A 25,790-nucleotide genomic window follows, 5' to 3' on the forward strand; every position below is an offset into this window, starting at 1 on the left:
GGTGCAATCCCAGAGCGTGACGGCATGGGTTTTCTAAAAGGCTACAAAAAGGATCGCAGCGGTCAGACTGTTATCACGACAGTGAAGGGGGATGCTCTTCGTGCGTTAGCTGAAGCCGGTAAGGGTAGCTTCTATTTCGCAACTTTTGGTGGCGAACAAACGAAACATTTAGTTGAAGATATTAATAAACTAGAAAAAACACAGTTTGATACGACAATGGCCACTCAATACGAAGAGCGCTTCCAGATCTTCTTGTTGTTTGGAATTATCATTGCTTTGATTGAGCTGGTTTTGGGTGAAAGACGCGCTTCATTTAAATTCTGGAAGGGCCGTTACGAGGTTCCAAGCGCATGAAGAAATTAATTTTGCCTCTTCTAGCAGTTTTGGCGCTTTCAGGTTGCGGAGACAACCCGCAAATCAAGACATTGCAATTAAACTATCAGGGCAATAAAGCAATGAAAGCCAACAACTTCCAACAAGCGATGGATCGTTATGTGGAGGCATTGGGCTTAAATCCATTCTTGGCAGAGTTGCATTTAAATTTAGGTTTGGCTTTTGAAATGCTACAACAAGCTGAAAAAGCCCAGCAGTCCTATCAAGAAGCAGAACGTTTGGCGCAGGCAAAAGGAGATCAAAAAATGGTCTTTATGGCTCGCTTCAATCAGGCTCAGCTTCTTGGTAAGGCTAAAAAAGTGGATGAAGCCATTGCGCTTTATCAGAAATGCTTGGACATCATTCCAAGCTCTAAAGAAGTAAAAACGAATATCGAACTATTGACGCAAGCTCAGCAGGGTAAAGGTGGTTCTTCGGATCAGCAAAATAAAGATCAGCAGAATCAAAACCAAAACCAACAGCAGCAGCAGCAAAACGGTAAAGACGGGAAAGATCAAAAGGACCAAGATAAAAAGCAGGATCAAAACAAAGACGGTCAGGATAAAAAAGATCAGGACAAGCAATATTCGAATTCTGCGAAGTACAAACCACGTCCGTTCAATGGCAAAGAGCTAACAGAAGGTGACGTGAAGAAAATCTTGGGAGAGATTAAGCAGCAGGAGTCAAAAATCCGTGCTGATTTTAATCGCAAGGAAGTGAAGGAGCAGCCTCGTGACAAAGATTGGTAGTATTCTGGTTTGCCTTAGCTTCTTCTTTGCGATGACGGTACAGGCGGCAACAACCGTCCAATCATCTGTCGATCGCAATGAGATGGCTGTTGGCGACAGCTTCACCGTGACAGTCTCTGTGAATTCAACAGAAGACCTGGATATTCAGGAGCCGCGGGTTCCGAATCTGGGTGAGTTTGATTTGATTAATAATTGGAGTTCAACGGCCGTTGCCCAAAAACTTGTGCAAACAAGTAAGGGGATGCAGTTTGAAACTCAACGGCGTAAAGAATTTCACTTTATGCTAAGCCCGAAACAAGCGGGCACGCTCAGTGTTTCCTCTTTTGAAGTGGTTGTGGATGGCAAAGTCTATCGCACCCAGCCCATCATTGTAAAAGTAGGACAAGTGGGCAGTAACAAGGGTTCAGTCAAAGGTCGTCAACAACAACCGGGAGGAGCGACTCCACGCATGCCTCATGGTTTTGATGATCAAATGGATGATATGGATCAGGCAGAAGAGGAAATCTTTAATCAACTTCTGCAACAACGTCAGCGCTTATTGCAGCAGATGCAGCAGCAAGGGGCTGGCGGTGGCGGCGGTGGAAATTATCCGCCAGATAATTATGGCAGCGCCGCAGCCTCGGGCATGGATCATCCGGCATTCCGCAGTCTTCCAACGAATCCGAACGAGGCTTTTTTTATCAGTGTTGAAGTTGATAAAACCGAGGCCTATGAAGGTGAACAAGTGACAGTGAATTGGTATATCTATACCCGCGGTCAGATGGAAACCTTGGATCGCTTGAAATTCCCGGATCTTCGTGGCTTCTGGAAAGAAATTATCGAAGAGGTTCCCGCAATTCAGTTCAGCGAAGAAATTGTAAATGGCGTACCATGGAAGAAGGCCCTTCTTGCATCCCATGCGTTGTTTCCAATTAAGGCGGGTACGGCGACGATTGACGAATACAAAATCAAATCCCGCGTAAGACTTCCACAACAAGGTTGGGCGTATACAGGTAAACCTTACGAATACACAAAAAGCTCAGCTCGCGTTCCAATCAAAGTAAAACCATTGCCATTGGACGGTCGTCCTTCTGACTTCAGCGGCGCTGTCGGACAGTTTGAAATTCATGCCAGCGTTGAAAATACAACTGTTCCTGTCAATCAGCCATTTAGTTTGAAAGTGCGATTCGAAGGGGCAGGCAATGCGAAGTTGATTGATTTGCCACCGTTGAATTTACCATCGGGCCTTGAACAATATGATTCGAAATCGGATGCGAAGTTCTTTAAGAATGGTCGCAGCTATAAAGAATTCGAAGTGCTTGTGATTCCTCGCCAAGAAGGGGATGTGACTCTCCCAGCATTAAGTGTGAGTATGTTTGATCCAGCGACTTCGAAATACTATACGCGCAAGACACAGCCGATTACTTTGAAGGTTGTGAATAATCCGAACGCTCCGGTGGGCTCGTCGCAAAGACTTTCTGATGCAGGAAAGCCAAGTGCACCAACAGCAGCTCAATCAACGAACCGTCTGCCTGATGTGATCATGGCATGGCAACCTTCGGTGCAGGCAAGCGTGTTATATCGTCCATGGTTGTGGGCTGTGATCTTCTTAGGCGTGATTGCAGCACTTCTTGTAAAAGCACAACGTGAGTTCGGTTGGGGGCGCAGACAACGCACATTGAAAGAACTTGTAAATAAACGTTATAAGATTGTTGATGCCGCGGTCTCTAAAGGCGAAGTTAGAAAAGTCGGTGTCGAGATGACAAATATTTTTTATCTTGTGATGGGAAATGTTTCGGGCGAAGGTGGAGCTTCCTTAAAAATTGAGGACTTGCTCGAGATGATTCCGCCAAGCTTACGTCGCGAGCATGGAGCTGAAATCACGAAATCTTTTGAGGTTTTCCAAACAATGAGTTTTGCTCCGGAAGAGATGCTTGGGTCACTCAAAGATCCATTGACGATGAAAGAAAATGTCGAAAAAGGAAAAAAGGTCATCGCAGAGATGATTGGTTCCGTAGACAAACAAGCTTAAAATATAAAAAAGGCTCTCGGAAGGAGCCTTTTTTATTTAAATCGCCAACAAAAGCTATCTGAATTTCACAAGCGGCAAAGAGTCCACATGGTCATAACGAGTCTGCGGTGTCTTGCCGTCAGCAGAACCACTCATTGTTCCCAGATAAAGCTCGGTTTTCGCTTCTGCACTCTGCTTGGTGCTGTAAATGGAGTAAACAACGTCGCCTACGGCCGGAGCTTGGAATTCATCACACAATTTACCGCTCACAACTTTTTTAACCTTTGTTTTCCAGTCAGAAAAACCGCAGTAACTGACCATGTTCAAGGCGCGACTGACTTCATCACTTAAAGTCATGTAAGAAACTTCCATGGTCGTCATATCGATTTTGCCGTTGGTGTCTTTTACTTTGTAGTCAACTTCGTAAATCAGATAGGCCTGTTCGCATCTCTCGTCTTCGTAAGCGAGATGCTGAATTTGCCATTGATTGTCTTTGATTGTTAGATCTGTGGTGAGGGCATCCGTTTCAACAACATAGCACTCGCGATGATAGCTCCCGTCTAGAGTGGGGGCGACGGGAGCCGGGTTAGCAAAAAGTAGATTCGAAAAAAGAAGCGCTGAAATCATGGAGTTCCTCCTGCTTCGTAAAATAAACCAAGCAGAGGAAAGCTTAGCACGAGACAGCCTTCTGGCAAGGAATTATGGAGCCACCTCCGCAAGTTCAACTTGGCAAGATGCATAGCTTGCCAACACAAATGGAGAATGTGGTGTGTACTTGAAGTACAAACCGCCACTGACTTTCTGTGCGCCAACTTTCAATGGCTCAGAAAATTCCAAACGATATTGTTGTTGCGGCTCAACTTGTTCAAGCAAGATAGAGCTTTCGCCCACAGACTTAATCGCTGCCAAGGAACTGTAAGCACTGTTAACTGTGATAGACACTTGATCTGATTTGTTCAACTTCAAGCTTGCATAGCCAAGAGTGTTCACTGCGGAACAATCCAAAGAAACCACGCGAAGGCTTGGTGCTGCCCATGATGACTGAGCAAGTAACAAAGCGCCCGCTACTAAAAATAACTTCATTTCATCCTCCTATTATTTTTTAAATGGAACTGCTTGTTGCAAACATTAAGAGGGAAGTGAAGGAGACTCAAATTAAAGGATAGAAATGAACATTAAATAGGTTAGTGAATTCAGCAATTTAGTATATAAAAATAGAGTATTTGCTCGATGCGCTTCAAGTCTATGTGCCAACTGACTAGATTAGAGTTTTCACTCGTGATTCGTGGTTTCATCAGCGTCGTTCAGAATCAAATTCACCAGGCGAGGCACTTCGAAAGAGGCAAGTCCCACATAATGGTCTGAAAAGGCGGGCGAGATTTCCGTGTCCTGCATATTGATTTCAATCTTGCGCGCCTTCCAAGCAAGTTGCACAAAGCCTGCTGCTGGATAGACGTTGCCGCTTGTGCCGATAGAGATAAAAAAATCCGCTTGTTCAAGAGCTGCGTAAATTTCATCCATATGGTGAGGCATTTCACCGAACCAAACAATGTCGGGACGGAGCGCGCCTCGAATTCCACAATGAGGGCAATCCTCATTTACAGTCAGATCTTCGGTCCAATCGAACTCTTCTTCGCAGGACAAGCAGCGCACACGGTCCAAACGTCCGTGCATGTGTAGAAGATTTTTAGAACCCGCACGGCGATGAAGATTGTCGACGTTTTGTGTTACTAGCAGGAAGTCACCTTCCCAATGTTTTTCTAGCTCTGCCAATGCCAGGTGAGCCGCATTGGGAGCGACGTTGGGGTCCTTCAGTTGAGATCTTCTCGCGTTGTAAAACCGCTGCACAAGTTCGGGATTGCGGTGGAATGCTTCGGGTGTCGCAACGTCTTCAATGCGATGTTCTTCCCAAAGACCGTTCTGGTCGCGGAAAGTACGGATTCCTGATTCAGCAGAAATGCCTGCTCCCGTCAGAATGACGATGTTTTTGAAAAGGAGTGGATTCAATTTGCGCCTCGCAGAAAGTCGTGCCCGGAATTGCGAAAGCCATCCTGACTTTCACCCTGCGGGCTGTCGCGATAAAAACACCATCATAGTATTTTTATTGAGCTTTCAGTTGATTTTCATTAGGATGAGGCGTTCTAAAAAGAAAGGCAAATACAATGGCTTCTAAAATCGAAACTACGCCAGAAATGGTGCAGAACGTTTACAAGAAGACAGCGGAAAGATTGGCTGTTGTTCGTAATCGTTTGAATCGTCCTTTAACTCTTGGAGAGAAAATCTTGTTCGGTCACTTGGATGACCCACAAAACCAAGAGCTTGTTCGCGGTGAAAGCTTCCTATTGCTAAGACCAGACCGCGTAGCAATGCAAGATGCGACAGCGCAAATGGCTTTGTTGCAATTCATGCTTGCAGGTAAAGATGAAGCAGCCGTTCCTTCGACTGTTCACTGTGACCACTTGATCCAAGCGTACAAAGGTAAAGATCAAGACATGACTGTTGCGAACTCTACGAACAAAGAAGTTTACGACTTCTTGGCGACAGCTTCTTCTCGTTACAACATCGGCTTCTGGAAACCAGGCGCTGGGATCATTCACCAAGTCATCCTAGAAAACTATGCATTCCCAGGTGGTTTGATGATCGGTACAGACTCTCACACTCCAAATGCGGGTGGTTTGGGTATGTGCGCAGTAGGTGTTGGTGGTTCTGACGCTTCTGACGTTATGGTTGGTCTTCCTTGGGAAGTTAAAAATCCAAAATTGATCGGTGTTCACCTTAAAGGAAAACTTGGCGGTTGGGCTTCTGCAAAAGACGTTATCTTGAAACTTTGCGGAATGCTGACTGTTAAAGGTGGAACAGACAAAGTGGTTGAGTACTTCGGTGAAGGGACTTCTTCCATCTCTTGTACTGGTAAAGCGACTATTACAAACATGGGTGCTGAACTTGGTGCGACTTGCTCTGTATTCCCTTACGACGACCGCATGGGCGCTTACTTGAAATCAACAGGCCGTGAAGAGCTTGCGAAAATCGCCGATGCTCATAAAGACATCTTGTCTGCGGATGCTGATGTTGTTGTAAACCCAGGCAAGTACTTCGATGAAGTTTATGAAATCGATTTGTCTGCTTTGGAACCACATTTGGTGGGTCCTCACACTCCAGACTTGGCTCGTCCAATCTCTGCACTTAAAAAAGAAGTGGCTGAGAAAGGTTACACAGTTAAGATTTCTTCGGCGTTGATTGGTTCATGTACGAACTCTTCTTACGAAGATATCGGTCGCGCGGCCTTCGTAGCGAAACAAGCTATGGAAGTTGGCGTGAAAATGGAAGCTCCATTCTTGGTGTCTCCAGGTTCGACACAAATCCAAAATACAATTGAACGTGACGGCCAAATGGCGACATTCAATGAAGTGGGCGCGACTGTATTGGCAAATGCTTGTGGTCCTTGCATCGGTCAATGGCGTCGTGATGATATTAAATCTGGCGAGAAAAATACAATCGTCACTTCTTTCAACCGTAACTTCCGCGCACGTAACGATGCGAACCCAGAAACTTTGGCGTTCATCGCGTCTCCTGAAATCGTCATGGCTTTGGGCCTTGCAGGTCGTTTGGATTTCAATCCGGCAACTGACGAATTGGTGGGACCAAAAGGTTCTATCAAATTGCAAGCGCCGGTAGCTCCTGAGTTGCCAGCAAAGGGTTTCATCGCTGATACGCAAGGTTATCAAAAACCTGCGGGTGCAACAGCACAAGTGGCTGTGAATCCTTCTTCAGATCGTTTGCAGCTTCTTGCTCCATTCACGAAATGGGATGGTAAGGACTTCGTTGATAATTTGGTTCTTGCGAAAGCAAAAGGCAAATGTACGACGGATCATATCTCTCCAGGCGGTAAGTGGTTGAACTACCGTGGTCACTTGGACAACATCTCTAACAATATGTTGTTGGGTGCGGATAACGCATTCACAGGTGAAATCGGTAAAGGTAAAAACCAATTGACTGGCGAGACGGGTGTCGAGTTCGCGCAAATCGCACGCTCTTACCAAAAAGCTCACCAAGGTTGGGTCATTATCGGTGACGAAAACTACGGTGAAGGTTCTTCTCGTGAGCATGCGGCGATGTGCCCAAGACATCTTGGCGCGACGGCTGTTATCACGAAATCATTCGCACGTATCCACGAAACAAACTTGAAAAAACAAGGTGTGTTGGCTTTGACTTTCGTAAATCCAAAAGACTACGACAAAGTTCAAGAAGCAGACAGAGTTTCGTTGGTAGATCTTAAAGATCTAGCTCCAGGCAAAAACGTGAAAATGAATATCAAACACGCTGATGGTTCAACTGAGTCTATCGAGTTGAAACACACATACAACGCAGAACAGTTGAAATGGTTCCGCGCAGGTTCGGCATTGAATTTGATCCGCGGTCTTTAATTTTCAGTTTCGCTGAGAAAGAGACCTCGTAAAACTTTGTTTGCAAAGGCCGGGACGAAAATCCCGGCCTTTTTTTATTCTTAGCATTTTTGCTTTAAACATTCTTTACACGATCTCTGTGAGTTGAATTCGGGGTCCGTATCATTCTAAGAAAAGTGTCTCGGAATATTAGACACACCCTCTTGTTGTGACAATTTAGTTTGCTTCCTAAGGGTCTTCGAGCAATATACAGTCATGCGTACTTCCGATATATCCATTAAAAATCCAGTGTTTGCTTGGATGCTCATGGCAGGTCTGATCGTATTCGGCGCGGTCGGTTTCTCTCGCATGGGTGTTTCTCAACTTCCAGACGTCGACTTCCCGGTCATCACAGTGACCATCACTATGCAGGGGGCAGCCCCGGAGGTTATGGAAACAACCGTTGCCGATCCGCTCGAGGATCAGTTGATGTCCATCGAGGGGCTTAGAACCCTCACAACAGTTTCTACTGTTGGCACCATGTCGGCGACTATCGAGTTTGAATTGAGCCGTAATGTCGATGCGGCTTTGCAAGACGTTCAAACAAAAGTAACAGCGGCTCAAAAAACGTTCCCAACGAATGTGGATGCTCCAACGATTACGAAAACAAATCCAGATGACCAACCGATTTTGTGGTTGGCGTTGACGGGCTCTAAAGATACTCCGCTTCGTGATTTGATGACTTTCGCCCGTGATTCGATCAAAGACCGTTTCACAACATTATCGGGCGTCGGTAACGTTCTTCTTGGTGGTTACGTTGAACCTGCGATGCGTATTTGGTTGAAACCGCCTTTAATGAATAAGTACAACATCTCGGTCAATGACGTGACTGCGGCATTGGGTGAAGAGAACATCGAGTTGCCAGGCGGCGACTTCAGTACCAATGGCAAAAACTTGAACTTGCGTACGCTAGGAGAAGGAAAGACTGCGGAAGATTTCCGCAACATGGTTGTTGCGACTCGTGCTGGGCAAGTAAATAAAGATCCGACTCGCTTGGTGCGCTTAAAAGATATCGCAGATGTTCAGCCAGGTATGCAAGAGATCCAACGGCTGTCTCGCTTTAATGGCGTGCCAGCGATCGGTTTGGGTATCGTAAAACAAAAAGGCTCTAACGCGGTGGAAATCGCGAAGCTTGTTCGCAAACGTTTGGCAGAGGTTTCTAAAACTTTGCCGAAGGATTATCATCTGTATGTGAACTTCGATACGACAAAGTTTATCGAAGATTCCGTGCATGAGTTGACGAACAACTTGATGTTCTCGGCGATCCTGACAGCTTTATGTTGCTGGGTCTTCTTGGGTTCATTGTCGGCAACATTCAACGTTATCTTGTCTATTCCAACTTCGATTATGGGGGCATTCATTGCCCTTTACTTCATGGGTTTCACACTCAATACATTTACGTTGTTGGGGCTGAGCCTAGCGATCGGTATCGTCGTCGACGATGCCATCATGGTTCTGGAAAATATCTTCCGTCATAATGAAGAAGGAAAACCACGTATGCATGCGGCGATTGTCGGTGCTCGTGAGATCTCGTTTGCAGCATTGGCGGCGACTCTTGCGATCGTGGCGATCTTCCTTCCAGTAGCCTTCATGACGGGTATCATTGGTAAGTTCTTCTATCAGTTCGGTGTGACGATCACTGTGACGGTGATGTTGTCGTTGCTTGAAGCGATGACGATCACTCCGATGCGTTTGTCACGCTATGGTGGTCATTCGGGTCATCGTACCGACTTTGTAGGACGTAACTTTGAAGCTTTGATGGAAAAACTTCGTGTATGGTATGCAACGGGTCTTGAGGTCTGCTTGCGCCATCCGTGGAAAGTGGTTGTTGTCGCGACGGTGGTGATGGTTGTTTCCTTCTTCTCGGTAAAATTTATTCCGAAGGAATTTTCGCCGGCGCAAGACCAATCGGTCTTCCTTGTTCGTATGAAAACAGACATCGACGTTTCATTGCAGTCCATGGATAGCTTGATGGCGAAGGCCGAAGCGTATGCGAAAGGCCGTCCTGAAATTCAGCAGTATTATGTGGCTATCGGTGGTTTCTCGGGGGCTGCTTACAATACGGCGATCATGTTTATTACGATGAAAGAAAAAGGCGAGCGCCCCATCGATCCAGTGAAAGGACATCGTCTTTCACAGCAAGAGTTCATGGGCGAGCTGCGTGCGGGACTAGCGAAGATTGATCCGAAGCTACAAGTGTTCGTGCAAGACTTATCGATGCGTGGATTTACAGCGTCCCGCGGTTTCCCCATTGAATTCACGGTGCGTGGAAATGATTGGGATGAACTTTGGAAGCAAACCCAAACTCTGATGGATGGTTTGAAAAAAGCGGGCCTGGCGACAGACGTCGATACGGACTACTTGCTTGGTAAACCGGAAGTGGACTTCACACCAAACCGTGAAAAAGCGGGTATGCACGGCGTGAGCGTTCAAAACATTGGTAATACTGTTGCCGGCATGGTCGGTGGTGTTCGTGCGAATCAGTACACTGAAAACGGGCATCGTTATTACGTGATGGTGCAGGTGGCGCCAGAGTATCAGAACATGGAAACACTGGGCTCGCTTCAAGTGAATAATGCTATGAACAACATGGTTCGTTTGAAAGATGTGACGGATCAGAAAGTTGTGAAGGCTATGCAATCCATCACGCGCATCGACCGTCAACGCGCGATTTCAGTTTTTGCCAACCCGGGACCTGGGCATTCTCAACAAGAGGCTTTGGATTGGGTGAACAAGGCTGCGGAAAAATTGCCACCCGGTTATCGCATCGTCTTGTCAGGTTCTTCGCAGACATTTAAAGAATCCTTCGACAGTTTGATTCTTGCCTTTGTTCTGGGGATCTTTGTGGCGTACATGGTTCTGGCGAGTCAGTTCAACTCGTTCATCGATCCGATCTCGGTTCTTGTGGCATTGCCGTTCAGTGTGAGTGGTGCGTTCCTGGCGCTGATGGTGACTCGTCAATCATTGAATATCTATTCGATGATCGGTCTGATCTTGTTAATGGGTATCGTGAAGAAGAACTCGATCTTGCTGGTGGATTTCACGAATGCGGCCCGTGACCGTGGTGAGACGGACGTAAGAAAGGCCTTGCTTGAAGCGTGTCCTGTGCGTCTTCGTCCGATCTTGATGACGTCGATCGCCTGTATTGCCGCCGCAATTCCAGAGGCCTTGCCGTTCGGAACAGGTTCCGAGACAACAATCCCGATGGCAGTATCAATCATCGGAGGGGTTTTAGTTTCGACGTTCTTGACGTTGTTCGTGGTTCCTTGCGTTTACGAATTATTCAGCCGTATACAAAAACGTGCAGAGAATAAACGTGAAATCCGCGATGCATTTAAAGATGTGGGTGATGAAGGTATCGATGCAGAAGAAGACTTTATCCGTGCCCAAGAAAAAGCAAAGCACGGAATGGTTGCTGCTCATAAACTTGTTCACGAAGCTTCTGAAAGTGCGAAAAAAGAGACTGAGACTGTGGAGTCTTAGTCTCCTTTCTATCAGAGATTTTTATTTCAAAGGCGCTTTCTGCTGAAAGCGCACAAAAATCAAAGCAATTAAATAAATAACTAGCAATCCCACCGGAGCGGCGACATTCTCGAGCGCCGCTATGGGATTTTCTTCCTTTTGAAGTGGGACTATCAAACCCGCCAAGATTAAAACGACTCCTAGAAGTAATAAGAAAGATTTCTTGTTCGTGCGATCTTGCATGAACATTCTTTCCTGCACTCTTTTGATCAGCGACCAATCTTCGTCAGCCATATCGTCTGGTTTCGATGATTGGCGAAGGGCATCGGCATAAAGTTTTGCGCGTTCAAGATTGTTCTCTTTTGCCTGAAGATTTTTGCGAAGACTCGCTTCGATATTTTTCTGCGCTAATAAATCGTTCATGCGTGGCAAAAGTTGCTCAAGAGCGCGAGAGACGAGTTTTTTATTTTGAATCGATTGAATCACAGTGAGGAATATCGAAACCCCTAGTAGGACCATAATAAAGATCATCAAAGGGCCTGAAAACAGCGGAGTCGGATGCGGTTGAAGTACGTGTTCGATAGGCATGGGTCGACCTTACCGCTAAGCCCAGTCCAAGTCTCGAGCTTTTTAACTCAAAGAATGGCTTGATGATCGATATCTTTAAAATATTAAAATAACGCTAAGTTGTTGAAATCACTTGTTCAAATAGTATTAATATTTAAAATATCAAAAATATATTTGAAATATTAAAATCAAAGTGCTAATAATTAAAGCATGAGCAATATCGATTCAAATATTCTTTGCCCAGTTTGCCACGGCCTTTTGAGCCCTACGGTCTTGTCATGCGGGCATTGCGACATCCGTGTGGAAGGTCCTTTTCAGCTGAACGAGTTCGCGACTCTATCGCCTGAGGATTTACACTTCCTGCGCATTTTCATTCGTTGTGAAGGACGAGTGCGCGACATGGAGCCCGCTTTGGGTCTGAGCTATCCCACCATTCGCAGCCGTTTGACCCAGCTTAAGAACAAACTTGTTGGTGAATACGAGGCTCGCGAAAAAGGGGAATCTATTCAACCAACCAAAGCCCCTTCAACAGAAGAGGTGCTGGCTCGTCTTGAAAAGGGCGAGATCAATTTTGATCAAGCAATGACCTTGATCAAGAACTCTCCGAAGTGAGAGTGAAAGGCTCAACATATGAAAGAACAAATCAAAAAAGTTTTAGAAATGAATAAAAGCGGCGCGCTCACTGATGATCAGGCGACGGCCCTCATTGATGAGTTGATGAAGAAGTCTCAGGCGGAGGGCTCCGAAGAGTCTTCTTCTGAGGAGGAGGAGCTCCGTGAACGCGGCAGGAGACGTAGATCACGTCACCATCATGGTCGCGATGAGTTTCGCCGTGGTCCATGGTCCCGTGGCCCGCGCGATTCACACAGAGGACCTCCTCACTTCGCCTCTTTCATTCATGATAAAATTCACGAAAGAATGGGAGAAGCGTTTGACGCTAAATTCGACAGAATGAATGAAGCCTTCGGAGCCAAATTCGGTCGTCAGGATGGCAATGACAATTCCATTACGATGAGCAAGTTTGAGGCTCCAGCGGGTCCTAATTCTGAATTCAAAGGCAATTCTTTGACGATGTCGTCTTTTGCTGACGTGATCCTGCAAGATTCAAAAATGAATGACAACCGCATTGATGCCAGCAAAGTAGAAGATCTTCACTTGAATGACAGCCAACTTCTAAAATTAGGTTTGGCGGGAAGTTCCTTTGATGATTTACAAATGAATAAGAGTGAAATGATCGACAGTCATTTCCACGGCTGTAAAGTCAGCGACATGAAGTTGGCAGATGAGAGCCATATTAATGACGTTGAATTCAACGGCTGCTCGCTGAAAGACATTTCTTTGGTGAAAGAGTCACAATTTAAATCTAGCGGTTTAAATGGCGCGGCCATTCATGATCTTCAGCTTTCTCAAAGCGTGATCGAGGGCATGGATATGCAAGGTGTGGCCATGCATGATGTGTCTTTAGAAAAAGCGACTTTGAAATCTTGCGTTTTTAGAGGAACTTCGCTGCGTGATGTGCGTATTAGCGACAGCTCTCTCGTGGGCGTGATTATCACAGCCGATGATTCATGGTCTTTGCGCAAAAAAGGTTTTACAGATGTGCATATTGAAAACTGTCAGCTGCAAAAGATCATGTTTGTCGATTGCACCTTGAGTGATGTCACGATCCGCAACGTCAATGTATCAGATTTAAAAATTCAAAAAATCCAATTGGCTGATGTGGAAATCGACGGCAACGAAGCCTTCCTTGCAGCTTGTGGATTATCAAAATAGGAGTACGTAGTCATGAGAATTTTCGGCAGTCTTATTAAAGCCATCGTTCTAGCGATTCCATTTTATTTTCTTTGGAACTATTTAGCGCCCATTTATCTGCCGCAGGCACCGGCTCAGTATCTAGACATTCCATTCTGGCATATCACGGGCATTTTCATGGTGGTGCAAATCCTAAAGCTGGTCGTTTTTCCATCACGCGGATGGAAAGGTCGTCATTACATGGGGGCTTGCGGCTTTAATAAATTCCAAAAGTTTGGCAGAGGCCGCTGGGGCCGCCGCGGATTCTGGACTGAGAACTATCGCCATCAAGCGTAGCCTTTAGATCGCTGGAGCTGAGTTCGCGACTTTCAGGTGAAGTTGAAAAACCGCAGGGAAAATCCTGCGGTTTTTTTATTGCCTCAGTTTGAGACAGTGACAGTTCCGGCTTGAGCTGTTCAAAAGATAATTTTAAAAAGCCATTTATTTTTCCCTCAGGCGACATTTTTCGGGCACAAAGGTTGAAATGAAAATGCCTGATGAACTACGTCCGCCGTCTTCTATTTATTTTAATCTCTTTACTAGCTAGCCTTGGTTGGGCTCAATTAAAGTGCGAATATGCGTTGCTCGGCGACGATCCTAGTTCTAAATACGAAACGACAAGAAAATACATCGGTAACGAATTCGATTTACTCTTGAATGACTCAAACATGTCGATGATCGATAAAGTCATCAATCGTGGCGAGCCCATTACTGAAAAATCCAAAGAGACATTCAAAAAGCTTCTATCGGATCTCAAAATCGTAGATCCGGTTCAAAAAAAAGAAGCCGAAGCCTTCCTGGAAAGATCCCTAAGCCCGGAAGAGGCTATTGCTTTAAAATTAGCACGTGGTTTAGGCCGTACTGAAACAGGTAAGGACGAAGTCAAACTGGCTTTCTCTGGAAACTACACAGAGGAACAGATCGATCGCAAAGACCGTATTTTAGAGCTTGCCGGATTTTCTTTTGAAGAGCGTGTGGCCCTTGTCGGAAATAAATTCGTCGATGATATTTTAACGAAATACACCGCTGAAAATTTATTATGGGATAATGTCGTTGAAACTCCAGAGCAAGCTGTTGCGATGAATAAAGAAGTTATCTCTCAGATGGATGAGGTCGCCTCGAAAAATACAGCTACTCAAGGAAAACTAAATTCTCTGAATGAAAAACAGGCGACGGCTTTGTACGAGGCAGTCACTCGTCACCCAGTAGCCCGCATCTTAAAACTTCGCAAATACGATCCGGAAAGCAAAATGGGATTCTGCTTTGGTCGAGCGATGACAAGTCATATTGAGGCTTTGCAAAGCAACGTCGATCGCGAATCCATTCGCAAAGTTTTTGTCGTAGGGGCGATGAAAGCCATCGTTGGCGATATTATTTGGCAATTCCACGTGGCAACCGCAGTGAAACGCACGGATGGCGGATGGTGGGTTATTGATCCATTCTTTGGCAAAGTTGTGACCTTAGAAAAATGGTACGAGAAAATGTATAAGCAAGATACCAAGGGGACTCTTCGTCTTTATGTGACGGAAGCCCCACGCATGGGTGCAACGGGCAGTCAGCGCTATCAGCGTGCGCACTTGATGATGGATTATTATAACGGTTACTTCAAAGACCTCATCAAACACTATCGTTTAAAAGCTCACGACGAACTTCCAGCGAAATCAATCTGGATCAAAATATTCGACTGGCTTTTATCAGTCATTCACGTCGGCATCTAAATATCAACCAAACCAATATTTTCGTTCAATACCGCTCTACGATTCGGATCGAAGTAATATCTGAGCTCAATTAAGAAACGGAATCTTTCATGGATTTGAGTTCCTGTAATAACAAAACCTGCTTTGAGTTTCGGAATTAAAATCGCGGGATTGTTCGGATGATGAAGACTTGTGACAACTTCAAATCCTTCTTGTTGAAGAATTTCCAGAACTGCTGTCAACATGCGAGAATAAAGTCCTTGTTGGCGAAAATTCTTAAGGACTACTGAATTTTTCATATAATAAGTTTCCGCATCCGAGCTATTTCCAAAGTGCCAGCCAACGACTTCAGAGTTTTTATAAAGCACCATGCGAAGAAAATAAGTGTTCATGCCTTTGCGGCGCTCTTTGAGCTTCTCTGAAGGAGGACGAAGTGAAGCATTTGCTAATGCGTTAGCTCTATTCGAAAAAGAACGGGCGTAATGCACATCCAGGACCTGTCCTAATTCATCAAGAGAAACTTCTTTAAGAATAAAACCATCGCCAAGATTCACGTCAAACATTTGTGGTCCTTACATGTTATGCAGGAAATATCTGAGTCCGAACACGAGCCAAATGTAAAGTCCCATGGTATTGAATACAATGGCCATGGCCAATCGATTGCGGCTGACTTTCGATAAAGGTCTTTCCTGTGCTAAGACTTTCCACCCTAAAACCATGGAATAGAGCGTACAAAAAATTGGAATAAATACGCATCCAAGAATTGAATTCGTCAGGCATTTTTTTGCAAGGCTTTGCGTGTGTTGAAGATGAATTTCTGCGGCCTCTTGCTGTTCAACTTCAGTCTCACTTTCACTGCGAACGATCTTCAGGCGAGGTTGCAAAGATTCCAAGGCTTGGGAAGCCTCCATGAATTCGAATTCAGGCACCTCGATAATCAATTCGCCCAAAAGATTTTGCAGGTGAGGAGCCACGGATCTGGTCTGTTCATCGCGCACTTTTGGGTGAAAGCCCTGGGACTCTAAAAAAGATTTCACCACTTGGGCTTCACCGAGATCTGCACACTCTGTAAGAAAAACGTAGCTGCTCATAGAGAAAGTCTACAGTGCAGAAAAAGCGACTGCAATCACCTTCGGATGAAAAACTAAACTGTGGCATGCCCCAACATGTGCGGAATAAGTTCGATCAAACCGTTGGAAATGATCTGTACACCAAGACACAAAAGAATAAACGCCGACATTCTTAAAATCACGATCGTGCCGATGTCGCCGAGCTTTGAAATCAAGTCTTTGGCGAAGCGGTAGCAGATATAAGTGATTGCAGCCACAATGATTAACGCAAGAAAGCTTGAAAGCAACATGATTGCCTCCATCGTTCCCTCATCACTTCGCATATTAGCCCCCAAAGTGATCGCGACAGAGACACTTCCAGGCCCGACGCTTAAGGGGAAGGTGAGGGGATAAAAAGCTCTGCGACTGTACGCGGCTCTTTGCGCTTCCGGATTTTCAGCGGCCTGTTGTTGATTTGTAGAAAGTGTTTTTTGCGAGTCATTGGTGTTCAAAAGAGTCCAGCCCGAAGCGCAAACAAGAAGACCTCCTCCGATTTGAACAGCGGCGATCGAAATGCCAAAGAACTTCAGAACATAGGTTCCGATCATCATGGAAATCAGCAGAAGAAAAAATCCATAGGTAGCAATTTTCTGAGCAAGAATTTTTCGATCCTCATCGGGAATATCCTGGGTGAGTGATAGAAAAATAGGCATCTGTCCCATGGGATTGATAATAGGAACCAGGGCTGCGACAACGAGAAGTAAATCTTTAAAAAATCCAATGAGGTAGTGCGACATATATCTCTAGAAGAACTGTATTGCGGCTGAATGTAAAGCCATGCGGCGGAGCCCTGTAAAAGGCCAAAATAGCACGCCGTATTAATAAGAAAACTCATGCAACTTCCTGGTCCCTGAGTTACGTAAAATACCCATGAAAATCGAGCTTCCATCTTTACCACAAAACTTGAACCAGTCAGAAATCATCGAGAAGTCATGGGTTGTGACTGTTTCTGGAAATCGCTTCAGTATTTTGAAGCCAGATCCAGATGCTGTCAGAATTGAGGACATTGCCTGCGCGCTTGCTCGTCAAGCTCGCTTCAATGGTCATACGCGCTTCTTCTATAGCGTCGGTCAACACTCGTGCTTGGGCGCTCAAGTGTCGCCAACCAAAGAGGTGGCCTTGCAAATGCTTTTCCATGATGCGACGGAAGCTTACGTGGGTGATTTGGTATCTCCAGTAAAAGCTCTATTGCCTGATTTTGAAATTATCGAATCACGCATTCACTGGGCGATCGCTCAAAAATTCAATTTAGAGTTTCCTTTGCCGAAAATTATCAAGCAAATCGATCGCCGCTTGCTTGCCACAGAGGTGCGCGATTTGATCACAAAGGATTTGAAATCTTGGAATATCAGAGAAGATGAGCCGTTTGATTTCCCAATCATCCCTTGGCCACCAGAAGTGACGGAAGCGCGCTTTTTGGAAATGGCTCGCGAGTTGATGAGAAAATAAAAAAGGTCGGTGAGGAACCGACCTTTTTTATTTCTAACTGCAAATCGCAATCTTAAGCGCCTTTTTCTTTCTTAGGAACTTTGGATTCGTCCACAGTGATTTCAATTTCGACACGGCGATTTTTAGCTAAAGAGGCTTTGTCAGTTCCCATATCGACCGGGTTTGCAGAGCCCATGCCCAAAGATGAAACTGTTGCTGCGGGAAGGCCCGCACTTACGAGTTGATCACGAACAGCTTGCGCACGTTTTTCAGACAAAGGCTTATTGATTTTGTCTGAGCCTGTGCTGTCTGTGTATCCTTTGATCGTCAAAATGTTTTCTGGATACTTCTTCATGATAGCAGCAAGCTGATTGATGTTTTCTTTTGCCGCAGGCTTTAAGTCCGCTTTGCCAGAATCAAATAGGATGTCGCTTTTAAGCTTTGTCACAAGTCCTTGCTCTGTTCTTTTTGTCTCTGCGATTTTATCCAATTCTTTTTGTTGTTGATCCAAGCGGTGACCAACAGCTCCACCGAAGCCGGCTCCAACGGCTGCGCCAATCAAAGCACCTGCATTACGGTTTCCAGTTTGGTTACCGATCACGGCACCAATCACACCTCCTGCGACAGCGCCAATGCCGACACCTGCAGCTGTTTTTTTGTTATCTTCAACAGTGGCACAAGCACTCAAGATCACTGCGAACGTGCTTGCCAATAGAATCATTTTCTTCATGGGTTCTCCTTCATTGAACGACCTATTATCTGAAATTTGACATATTGGACGCAAGGGGAAGAACGCCGCGTCCAGATGTTCGATTCAAGTTAATACGATTGCGGCCTTCTTCAAATTTGCTATCGTTAATTGTGTTTCAAAAAGAAAGAGGATTTATGAGAAAAGCTTTAGCCCTAATGTTTCTTTCATTCACAATTGTTGCTGGTCTTGCTCACGCTGAAGATCGTTTGATCATCGTGGGGGGGAGTGCGGAAAAAAGCCTTGATCCAAACATGGTGACTCTAAACGTAGAGGTATGGAGCAAGGCTACGACCGCGAAACAAGCTCAGCAGCTAGCTGCGAATCAGTTTAAACAAGTTAAAAAAACTTTTGACGAATACAAAGTTAAAAAAGAGGACATTCAGACGGATAATTATTCTTTGAATCCGGAATACATCTACGATCAAAAAACTCAGCAAAATAAAATGGTGGGTTTCCGTGTGGTGCAAACACTGATGGTAACACTGCATAAAGTGAACGAAGCGGGGAATTTTCTAGACGCCTTGGTTGTGGAAAAGAAAAGCACTGATTCCGGTGTGAATATCAACAGCATCAATTGGGATTCCGATCAAAGAACAAAAGTTGAAACAGCAGCCCTAGGTGATGCCGTTCGCGCTGCAAAGGAAAAGGCGGAAGAGATCGCAAAAGCTGCAGGTGTTAAAATCAAAGCTGTTGCAAGAATCAGCCATGGAGTTACAAACGTGCGCCCGCCAGTTCCAGTAAACAGAGGATTTGCAATGAAGGCTGCAATGGCCGACTCGGCACCGACAGAACTGTCAGCAGGACAGATCAAAGTTCGTGTTGATGTAACGGCCGAATACGAAATCAACTAAGACATCGGATTTAGCGAAAATTAAAAGCCGCCCAAATGGGGCGGCTTTTTCATTTTTGGAAGTCCTGCTCCATTACTCTTTTAATTCGTTCACCGGAATCACACCCAAAGATCTGAAAATATCCATTGGCATGTGTTTATCAGAGCGAACTCGGTTGAATTGATATTCACCATCCGTATAGATAAAGCTGCGTGGGTCTTGATCGTTCCCGAACCATGTATAGAAGTCCACACAGTCAACTCCACCGCGATCACAATCTTGCCAAGCCCAAAGGACGATCATTTTCTGAGCGTCGATAGAAGGTGCTTTGAAACCTATTTTCTTTGCGCTTTCTGCGAAGGGTGCTTGTGGTAAACCTTTTTCATTCAGAAGATTCAAGACCATGTTTCCTGTTGGAGGCATTGGAACCCCAGGGGCTCTCTTACTTGCATAGTTATAGAATTGAGTTGTGGACGTGTAAGTGATGAAATCAAAATTCCAAATTAGATTCTGGGGAACATCGTACACGGCCTGACCATCCATCACTCGCTTCACGGTTTTTGGCAAACTGAAGAAAGCATTTTCTGGGTAGACGATTGTTTCCTTACGGATATTAGGAAGTAAGATATTCAAATATGTTGCGACCATTTCAGGCTGATTGCGATTGCGTTGAATATCAACCATCAAGGCCAAAGCGAGCATTTGATATGAGCGATATTTTTCAAGCTGGTCGTTGACGTTTTTAAAGTAGGTCGGATCAATAATCGGGTTGTTATCACGCTGAATCTGCGCAAACACTTTTTGCAAAGGCTCCAGATCCGATTGCGGAGTAAAGTTCGCGTGAATTGCACTGATTAAGGACGTACCTGTCGCCAGAATTTTATCTTCGGCAGCTTTTATATTGTTGGCAATCCTCTGGGCGGCGGCAGGATCGATAACTTTCCCGTCCTTCATATTTTTTAAGGCCAGTTTATTTTGATCTAAAATAAACTGCAATTGGACTGAAAAATCCTCCCATGCGGTTGCGATGGGGCGCATGCCTGTTTCGTAACGAGCGATTTTGATTTCTGTTTCAATACGGCTTAAAGTTTTCTGAATCTCATCCAGCCTGCCGATCACTTGATTCAATAAATCGAGGATTTGGCTTTGTTTGTCTTCCAGACCTAATCCTTTTTCGAGCTCATTAAAGATTTGTGCGCCAGCAGCACCAACGATTCCCGCTGCTAGTTTTTCTGCAAGCCATGATTCAATACTGTTTGGCAACTCAACCTCTGGAGGTTTTTGATCACGGCTGTCACCGCGTGTGTACGGAGAGAGATAGTCGAGATCAGCTTGTGCAAGGGAAGGGGCGATGGCTGAAGTCAAACTTGAAAAAACAAGGGCAAACTTGATGGTTTTTGATTTGAACATTTTCATAATGTCCTCCTATGCCTGATACAGAAAGCATCGAAGGTGCCATTAAATTGGAAATTCAAATCAATTCTGGTGCTTTTAAGAGGGGGGCTGCCGAAATCCCGGCAGAAACTCTTGCCGGGATTCCAGCTTTGCGGGAATTCCGGCAGGTCTAGGAGGCACATTTTAAGCACCGTCGCGAAATAAGATTATTTAGCCGGGAACAAGTAGGTTGTCGTCATGGCATTTTTCTCTGTGATGGAATGAATCTCGTAAATTTCAATCACGGGGCCATCTTGCTTCAAAGAATGATCTTTCATGAAGTCGGCTACTTTAGGATACACTTTCAACGGTCCAATTCCTGGAGAGCCAGAGAACACAGCGACAACGTAATTGCGGCCCGGAATTTCGCCCACTTTGAATTCTTCAGGCAAAGTTGCAGGTGGATTCTCAACCAAGCAACCTACGCGAGCACGCAAACGAGCCTCTTCAACAGTTTGTGGATCATCAAGGTACTCTCCGAACGTGCGAGCACAAGGCTGACCTTTATTTTTGAAGAAGCCTTCAACGATTTCGATTTCTTTATTCACTTTGTGATAAGGGCCGACGTGATCAATATAAACTGTCTTGAACGGACCTTGATTCATCTGAGAGATATCAACATTTCTGTAAGCCCCCAGGTAAGTTGAAAGATAAACGCCAAAACCAACGATCGCTGCCAGAACAAATAACAAAATATATCTCATACTACTTCCATTTAATTGAACAGCCCATAGAGGCTGTTTGGTCATCAGAAACTATTCCGTTCTTGAGCAGAACTTGAACCGCTTCATATAATTCTCTTTTAGTTACTTTTGCGGGATCTTTCCAGGAGTCATCCAGGCGACCACGATAAGTTAATTTCAATGAGCCATCGTAAACAAAATAATCGGGCGTACAGACCGCGCCAAATTTATGTGCGACAGCTTGGGATTCATCATGTAAGTACGTGAAGGAATAATTTTTTTCCTTCGCACGTTTTTGCAAATTTTCAAATGAATCTTCCGGGTGATCGGCGGCATCGTTAGAACAAATGGCCACAACGTTTACACCTTGAGCTTTCAAATCAGAGCCCAAAGTGATCAAGCGATCTTCGATGGCTTTCACGTAAGGACAGTGGTTGCAGATGAAAACCACAACCAAAGGCTTTCCGTTTGAAAAATCCTTCAGGCTATAAGTTCTTCCATCCACAGCCGGTAGAGTGAATTCAGGACAAGCATTTCCAATGTCTGGGAACGGAGTAAATGTCGTCGCCATGAAGCCTCCTACAAAGTCATCCAGCTGATTTTTTTGTCGCCAATAAGCAAACTGCCGTCAGCTTCCATGCCTGTGTATTTTTCTTTCAATAAAGGATGAAGGTTCAAAGCAGAAAGCAAAGACAATTGATCTGTAGGACTTAATTGCTCATCCGCATGAGAAACCGCATCTGTCATTTCAAATAAAAGACGATCCAAGAATGCCAAATAGTCTTGTCCTAAAAGGGGAGCACCCATCGGCAACTCTTCAAGTAGGCTCGTAGCCGTTGTCACTTCTTCCGGTGAGGCAGTGACATTGAAACCAAGTCCTACGATCAAACGCACTTCATCGCCTTGAATAACATTCTCAAGTAAAATACCGGCAACTTTTTTGTCGCCGATATAAATGTCATTCGGAGCTTTCAAATTCCAATCAAGGAATGGCCATGTTGTCGCGCAGGCGCGATATACGGCAAGGCCAATCAAACATGAAGTGGTCGGTTGAGGTTTTACCCCTAACAGGTAAGACCACGAACTTAAAAGACAAGTGCCGGGACGGCCATCCACCCAAGTGTTTTTGCCACGACCACGGCCCGCAGTTTGATGATCTGTCACATACAAGGCTAAAGATTCTTCCAACATGCTTTCCGCAAAGGCCTCTTCTTTAGCAAGACTGTTTGTACTTTCTTGTTGTCTTTCGTAAGAAACATAAAGGTGATTGTTCTCGGCCCAACGAGCCGTCACATCCCCAATTTTAATGTCAGCAATAGGTGTATCCATTATTACTCTTCCCAAGCAAAGATCAAACTGACATCCGCACACGGAGCCGAGTGAGTCAAGGCGCCTACGGAAATATACGTCACGCCCAACTGAGCCACAGAACGCATGCGTTCCAAATTCATGTTACCGCTGGCTTCCGTTTGTACTCCCTCGGGAATCAAAGCGAGAGCTTGCTTCAGCATGTCGTTGTTCATGTTGTCCAAAAGAAGGTGAGTCGCACCCATTGAAATCGCCTCTTTCACCTCATCCAATGTGCGAGTCTCAACTTCAATCGGTAAGTTCGAATGTTCACGAACGCGAGCAATAGCTTTGCTAATTCCACCCATCACAGAAATGTGATTGTCTTTGATTAAGATCGCAGTACTTAAGTTCATACGGTGATTGTAAGCACCACCGTGAACTACGGCGCGTTTTTCCAAATCACGAAAGCCTGGCGTTGTCTTGCGAGTATCGAGAACTTTCGTGTGCGTTCCTTCAACTTGCTTTACGAATTTGCGAGTCAGTGTCGCGATACCAGAAAGATGCCCCAAGAAATTCAAAGCCACGCGTTCGGCTTTAAGGATTTGCAAAAGATCGCCTTCGATGGTGCAGATGATTTGACCATTCAAGATTTGATCGCCTTCTTCAAAGTGCCACTTCACGCGGCAGTTTGGTTCAAGAAGTTGCATTGTTTGTTCAAAAGCAGCAGCGCCGGAAAGAACGATGTCTTCCTTTGCTTTCAAGCGAGCGCGACCTTGACGAGGTTTTAATGCTAGGGATTCAGTCGTGACATCGCCATTAGGCATGTCTTCTTTGATAGCGGCGCGAATAAGTTCAAGTAGAGTCATAGGATCCTCTCACAGACAAAGCGCGAGAGGAGGACGTGTTGCCTTAGATGGATTTTTCAGTATCGCGCAGGATCTTGTTGATCTCTTCGCGTACGATGCGTTCAGCAATCTCGGGAATGACTTTCCAACAAATGGATTCGATCACTTCGCGAGCTTCCTCTCGAACAATCTTTTCCATCATATCGGCTTTCATGTCACCTTGAGATTGAGTATTGGGCTGAGCAGCAGAAGGGCCCTTTTTTAAAGAGGCCATCATTTGATCTTTAACGGTTTTTTCAACCTTAGTAACGAGAGACTCTGTCGCAGCTTGTGGGCGCTGTGCCGGAGTCACTGCTGGTTTCTTTTGAGCCAAATCAGGTCCCATAGCTTCTGCTTCATGGAAACTGATCTCTTCGAAATCACCAGATACTTCGATGTGAGCGTTTGAAAGCTCGTCATCTTGTGGAATCACAAACTTAGAAGCAAAATCACTGCCGTCAGCTTCAGTAGGGATATTGATTTTGAATTTTGTTAAATCCTGATGAGCCCAGCCGCCCTCATCGTGCTCCTCTTCCGCTTTTGGTGTTGTCAGTGGAACTGTAGAGAATTCTTCTCCTGGGATATCCAGTGGATGATGCTCTTCTTCCAAGGCAGCGGCATTTGCAGGAATGGCAAAACCGGTTCCGCTTTCTTCAGGAATCGCGTAGATGTCATCTTGAGAAGCAGGCTGTTGATTTTCCTCTGCCGGAGTTTCTTCAAAATCTGGCATATCAGGGAAATTCAAGAAATTGCTAACAGGATTGTTCTTCGTTTTCTGAACCAGGTTGTTCACAAGGTTGCGCAAGTGATCAGCATCGAAGGGTTTTTCAAGACGGCCATCGGCTCCAGATTCTTGGACCTTGGATTCGTCTACCTCCATGAAACCACTCCACATCAAAACAACAGGAACTTTTGCGGTCTCAGGATCATGCTTAATGTCGTGGCAAACTTCATAGCCATTGCGTTTGGCTAAAAGAACGTCGGCGAAAACGATGTCGGGTTTAAAACTTTTGGCGACCGGCAAAACATCAAGGCCCACGGGCACAGACTTCACCTCGACACCGAAGTCTGACAAAGCCAGTTGCATGACCTTTTTAATTGTGGAACTCTCATCTGCTAGCAAGACGCGTAAAGCCATAAGGAAAGTTAAATAGTATTTTCTCATTGAGTCAAGACATAATACCAGTATGAACCGCATCGATCGTTATACATCATGGCTTTTTTGGGGCTACTTTCTCGGCGCCCTTTTGATTTTCCTGACCTTGTTCATGGCGGTGAACGCTCTTTCGGATTTAGCTGCTTACAAGGGGTTAACTGCGGGAGTTCTCTTCAATTACTACCTGTATTCGTTCCCTGAAATCATTCAAAAACTCTTGCCTGTGGCCTGTTTGCTCGGCGTAATTTTAACGCTAACAAATCTCAATAAAGCCAACGAACTCGTTGCGTTATTTGCCAGTGGGATGAGTCTTTTCCGAATTTCTTTGCCGATGCTTTCCTGGGTGATCGTGTTATCGGCATTGGGGTACGCAGCTGGGGATCGCGTGATTCCCGCGGCCATCAAGCAAAAGAATTATATTTTCTATTACGATATTAAGAAACAGCCGCATTTATTTTCGACGGTAAAGACCAACAAAATTTGGTACCGCACGAAAGATGCGATTTTTAATATCAAAACGTTAAGTCCTTCCGGAGATCATGCCCAGGGTATGACCATGTATGTGTTCAACGATGCCTGGGACTTGGTGCAAATGATGACGGCCCACGATGTGGATATTCAGGGAACACAGTGGATTTTGCATGACGGAACAGTGACGGTATTTAGCAAAGATTCAAGCTTTCCTCTTTCGACGCAGTTCAAAGATAAAAGTATCGTGATGGCAGAAAACTCGAAAGATTTGCAGAGCGCGGGGCAAACTGCCGACATGATGTCACAAAAAGAGCTTGAGCACTTCATTCAAAAAAATAAGGACGCGGGCCTCGATACTGTGGCTTATGAAGTCGATTATCACTCGAAAATCAGTTTCGCCTTTGCCGGCCTGGTCATGTGTCTGTTGGGTATTCCTTTCAGCGTCAGTCGCGCTCGTTCCGGGGGCACGATGCTCAATGTGGGGATTTGTTTGGCACTGGTTTTCGCTTATTACGTTTTATACTCCTCAGGAATCACATTAGGACAGCATGGGACTTTGCCTCCTTTGGTGGCAGCTTGGGCGCCGAATATGATTATGGCGGCCTTGGCCTTGGTGCTTCTAAAGCGTTTAAAGCGGTAGTGTATCTGGCCTTTTTGGGCAGACTCTGTTATATTAAGGCTCTA

Annotated in this window: 27 protein-coding genes and 1 pseudogene; 14 read left to right on the forward strand and 14 right to left on the reverse strand. The window is 45.2% G+C overall.

Going from position 1 to position 25,790, the window contains the following annotated elements; translation table 11 throughout:
* From VF412_RS02600 to VF412_RS02610, 3 genes and pseudogenes are all read left to right on the forward strand, one after another.
* A pseudogene (locus VF412_RS02600) lies at positions 1–354 on the forward strand (hypothetical protein); the annotation flags it as partial.
* Positions 351–1,121 carry a membrane lipoprotein lipid attachment site-containing protein gene (locus tag VF412_RS02605; RefSeq protein ID WP_331337642.1) on the forward strand — a complete coding sequence of 257 codons (771 nt, stop codon included), beginning with the start codon at positions 351–353 and terminating at the stop codon, positions 1,119–1,121. The pseudogene VF412_RS02600 and the gene VF412_RS02605, both read left to right, overlap by 4 nt.
* Positions 1,105–3,132, forward strand: coding sequence for a BatD family protein (locus tag VF412_RS02610; RefSeq protein WP_331337643.1), 2,028 nt, complete (start codon positions 1,105–1,107; stop codon positions 3,130–3,132). The genes VF412_RS02605 and VF412_RS02610 overlap by 17 nt, the downstream gene beginning before the upstream one ends.
* 54 nt (positions 3,133–3,186) lie before the next feature.
* On the opposite strand, the gene VF412_RS02615 is transcribed toward VF412_RS02610, so the two are convergent.
* The 3 genes from VF412_RS02615 to cobB all read right to left on the reverse strand — a co-directional run bounded on the left by VF412_RS02615 (position 3,187) and on the right by cobB (position 5,118).
* Positions 3,187–3,738: a hypothetical protein gene (locus VF412_RS02615; RefSeq protein ID WP_331337644.1), complete on the reverse strand. Its 552-nt coding sequence runs from the start codon at positions 3,736–3,738 to the stop codon at positions 3,187–3,189.
* A 72-nt stretch (positions 3,739–3,810) separates the two neighbouring features.
* On the reverse strand, positions 3,811–4,194 hold the full coding sequence (locus VF412_RS02620; protein ID WP_331337645.1) for a hypothetical protein: 384 nt from the start codon (positions 4,192–4,194) through the stop codon (positions 3,811–3,813).
* A 189-nt stretch (positions 4,195–4,383) separates the two neighbouring features.
* Positions 4,384–5,118 (reverse strand): Sir2 family NAD+-dependent deacetylase, encoded by a 735-nt coding sequence (cobB, locus tag VF412_RS02625; RefSeq protein ID WP_414640828.1) that lies wholly within the window; start codon positions 5,116–5,118, stop codon positions 4,384–4,386.
* A 155-nt stretch (positions 5,119–5,273) separates the two neighbouring features.
* On the opposite strand from cobB, the gene VF412_RS02630 reads away from it, so the two are divergent.
* Both VF412_RS02630 and VF412_RS02635 read left to right on the forward strand, forming a co-directional pair.
* Positions 5,274–7,535 (forward strand): aconitate hydratase, encoded by a 2,262-nt coding sequence (locus VF412_RS02630; protein ID WP_331337646.1) that lies wholly within the window; start codon positions 5,274–5,276, stop codon positions 7,533–7,535.
* A gap of 234 nt (positions 7,536–7,769) precedes the next feature.
* On the forward strand, positions 7,770–11,036 hold the full coding sequence (locus tag VF412_RS02635; protein WP_331337647.1) for an efflux RND transporter permease subunit: 3,267 nt from the start codon (positions 7,770–7,772) through the stop codon (positions 11,034–11,036).
* A gap of 21 nt (positions 11,037–11,057) precedes the next feature.
* On the opposite strand, the gene VF412_RS02640 is transcribed toward VF412_RS02635, so the two are convergent.
* A complete protein-coding gene (locus VF412_RS02640; RefSeq protein WP_331337648.1) occupies positions 11,058–11,603 on the reverse strand; it encodes a hypothetical protein in 546 nt (181 codons plus the stop codon).
* Between the two features lie 189 nt (positions 11,604–11,792).
* Here VF412_RS02640 and VF412_RS02645 point away from each other — a divergent pair, with 189 nt between their 5' ends.
* The 5 genes from VF412_RS02645 to VF412_RS02665 all read left to right on the forward strand — a co-directional run bounded on the left by VF412_RS02645 (position 11,793) and on the right by VF412_RS02665 (position 15,091).
* Positions 11,793–12,194 carry a DUF2089 domain-containing protein gene (locus VF412_RS02645; RefSeq protein WP_331337649.1) on the forward strand — a complete coding sequence of 134 codons (402 nt, stop codon included), beginning with the start codon at positions 11,793–11,795 and terminating at the stop codon, positions 12,192–12,194.
* 163 nt (positions 12,195–12,357) lie between these two features.
* On the forward strand, positions 12,358–12,537 hold the full coding sequence (locus VF412_RS02650) for a hypothetical protein (RefSeq protein ID WP_331337650.1): 180 nt from the start codon (positions 12,358–12,360) through the stop codon (positions 12,535–12,537).
* On the forward strand, positions 12,534–13,355 hold the full coding sequence (locus VF412_RS02655; RefSeq protein WP_331337651.1) for a pentapeptide repeat-containing protein: 822 nt from the start codon (positions 12,534–12,536) through the stop codon (positions 13,353–13,355). Before VF412_RS02650 ends, VF412_RS02655 begins: the two co-directional genes overlap by 4 nt.
* Before the next feature lie 12 nt (positions 13,356–13,367).
* Positions 13,368–13,670 (forward strand): hypothetical protein, encoded by a 303-nt coding sequence (locus VF412_RS02660; protein ID WP_331337652.1) that lies wholly within the window; start codon positions 13,368–13,370, stop codon positions 13,668–13,670.
* Between the two features lie 200 nt (positions 13,671–13,870).
* The gene (locus VF412_RS02665; protein WP_331337653.1) at positions 13,871–15,091 is read left to right on the forward strand and encodes a hypothetical protein; all 1,221 of its coding nucleotides are present in this window, start codon (positions 13,871–13,873) and stop codon (positions 15,089–15,091) included.
* Here the strand turns inward: VF412_RS02665 and VF412_RS02670 are convergent.
* Genes VF412_RS02670 through VF412_RS02680 form a run of 3 tightly spaced genes read right to left on the reverse strand, consistent with a single transcriptional unit; the run spans position 15,088 to position 16,916 of the window.
* Entirely contained in the window at positions 15,088–15,633 is a 546-nt protein-coding gene (locus VF412_RS02670) for a GNAT family N-acetyltransferase (RefSeq protein ID WP_331337654.1), read from the reverse strand. The genes VF412_RS02665 and VF412_RS02670 overlap by 4 nt on opposite strands.
* Before the next feature lie 9 nt (positions 15,634–15,642).
* Positions 15,643–16,161, reverse strand: coding sequence for a hypothetical protein (locus VF412_RS02675; RefSeq protein WP_331337655.1), 519 nt, complete (start codon positions 16,159–16,161; stop codon positions 15,643–15,645).
* Positions 16,162–16,214: 53 nt separating this feature from the next.
* Positions 16,215–16,916, reverse strand: a complete 702-nt coding sequence (locus VF412_RS02680) for a MarC family protein (protein WP_331337656.1) — start codon at positions 16,914–16,916, stop codon at positions 16,215–16,217.
* A gap of 133 nt (positions 16,917–17,049) precedes the next feature.
* Here VF412_RS02680 and VF412_RS02685 point away from each other — a divergent pair, with 133 nt between their 5' ends.
* Complete coding sequence (locus tag VF412_RS02685; protein WP_331337657.1) at positions 17,050–17,628, forward strand: HD family phosphohydrolase; 579 nt, start codon at positions 17,050–17,052, stop codon at positions 17,626–17,628.
* Positions 17,629–17,680: 52 nt separating this feature from the next.
* Here the strand turns inward: VF412_RS02685 and VF412_RS02690 are convergent, their stop codons facing one another.
* Complete coding sequence (locus VF412_RS02690) at positions 17,681–18,337, reverse strand: OmpA family protein (protein ID WP_331337658.1); 657 nt, start codon at positions 18,335–18,337, stop codon at positions 17,681–17,683.
* A gap of 155 nt (positions 18,338–18,492) precedes the next feature.
* Between VF412_RS02690 and VF412_RS02695 the strand changes: the two genes are divergently transcribed.
* Positions 18,493–19,209: an SIMPL domain-containing protein gene (locus tag VF412_RS02695; RefSeq protein ID WP_331337659.1), complete on the forward strand. Its 717-nt coding sequence runs from the start codon at positions 18,493–18,495 to the stop codon at positions 19,207–19,209.
* Positions 19,210–19,281: 72 nt separating this feature from the next.
* On the opposite strand, the gene VF412_RS02700 is transcribed toward VF412_RS02695, so the two are convergent.
* Positions 19,282–20,604: a hypothetical protein gene (locus tag VF412_RS02700; RefSeq protein ID WP_331337660.1), complete on the reverse strand. Its 1,323-nt coding sequence runs from the start codon at positions 20,602–20,604 to the stop codon at positions 19,282–19,284.
* A gap of 11 nt (positions 20,605–20,615) precedes the next feature.
* On the opposite strand from VF412_RS02700, the gene VF412_RS02705 reads away from it, so the two are divergent.
* On the forward strand, positions 20,616–20,756 hold the full coding sequence (locus VF412_RS02705; protein ID WP_331337661.1) for a hypothetical protein: 141 nt from the start codon (positions 20,616–20,618) through the stop codon (positions 20,754–20,756).
* A 33-nt stretch (positions 20,757–20,789) separates the two neighbouring features.
* On the opposite strand, the gene VF412_RS02710 is transcribed toward VF412_RS02705, so the two are convergent.
* The 5 genes from VF412_RS02710 to VF412_RS02730 are packed head-to-tail and all read right to left on the reverse strand — an operon-like array spanning position 20,790 to position 24,617.
* Positions 20,790–21,326 (reverse strand): GyrI-like domain-containing protein, encoded by a 537-nt coding sequence (locus VF412_RS02710; protein WP_331337662.1) that lies wholly within the window; start codon positions 21,324–21,326, stop codon positions 20,790–20,792.
* A 1-nt stretch (position 21,327) separates the two neighbouring features.
* Positions 21,328–21,876 (reverse strand): thioredoxin family protein, encoded by a 549-nt coding sequence (locus VF412_RS02715; RefSeq protein WP_331337663.1) that lies wholly within the window; start codon positions 21,874–21,876, stop codon positions 21,328–21,330.
* Between the two features lie 8 nt (positions 21,877–21,884).
* A complete protein-coding gene (locus VF412_RS02720; protein ID WP_331337664.1) occupies positions 21,885–22,634 on the reverse strand; it encodes a biotin synthetase in 750 nt (249 codons plus the stop codon).
* A gap of 2 nt (positions 22,635–22,636) precedes the next feature.
* Positions 22,637–23,461, reverse strand: a complete 825-nt coding sequence (nadC, locus tag VF412_RS02725) for a carboxylating nicotinate-nucleotide diphosphorylase (RefSeq protein ID WP_331337665.1) — start codon at positions 23,459–23,461, stop codon at positions 22,637–22,639.
* Between the two features lie 43 nt (positions 23,462–23,504).
* Positions 23,505–24,617, reverse strand: coding sequence for a response regulator (locus VF412_RS02730; protein WP_331337666.1), 1,113 nt, complete (start codon positions 24,615–24,617; stop codon positions 23,505–23,507).
* Positions 24,618–24,666: 49 nt separating this feature from the next.
* On the opposite strand from VF412_RS02730, the gene lptG reads away from it, so the two are divergent.
* On the forward strand, positions 24,667–25,746 hold the full coding sequence (lptG, locus tag VF412_RS02735) for an LPS export ABC transporter permease LptG (RefSeq protein WP_331337667.1): 1,080 nt from the start codon (positions 24,667–24,669) through the stop codon (positions 25,744–25,746).
* Positions 25,747–25,790 lie beyond the last annotated feature (44 nt).

Source organism: Bdellovibrio sp., assembly GCF_036384735.1.
Classification (GTDB): Bacteria; Bdellovibrionota; Bdellovibrionia; order Bdellovibrionales; family Bdellovibrionaceae; genus Bdellovibrio.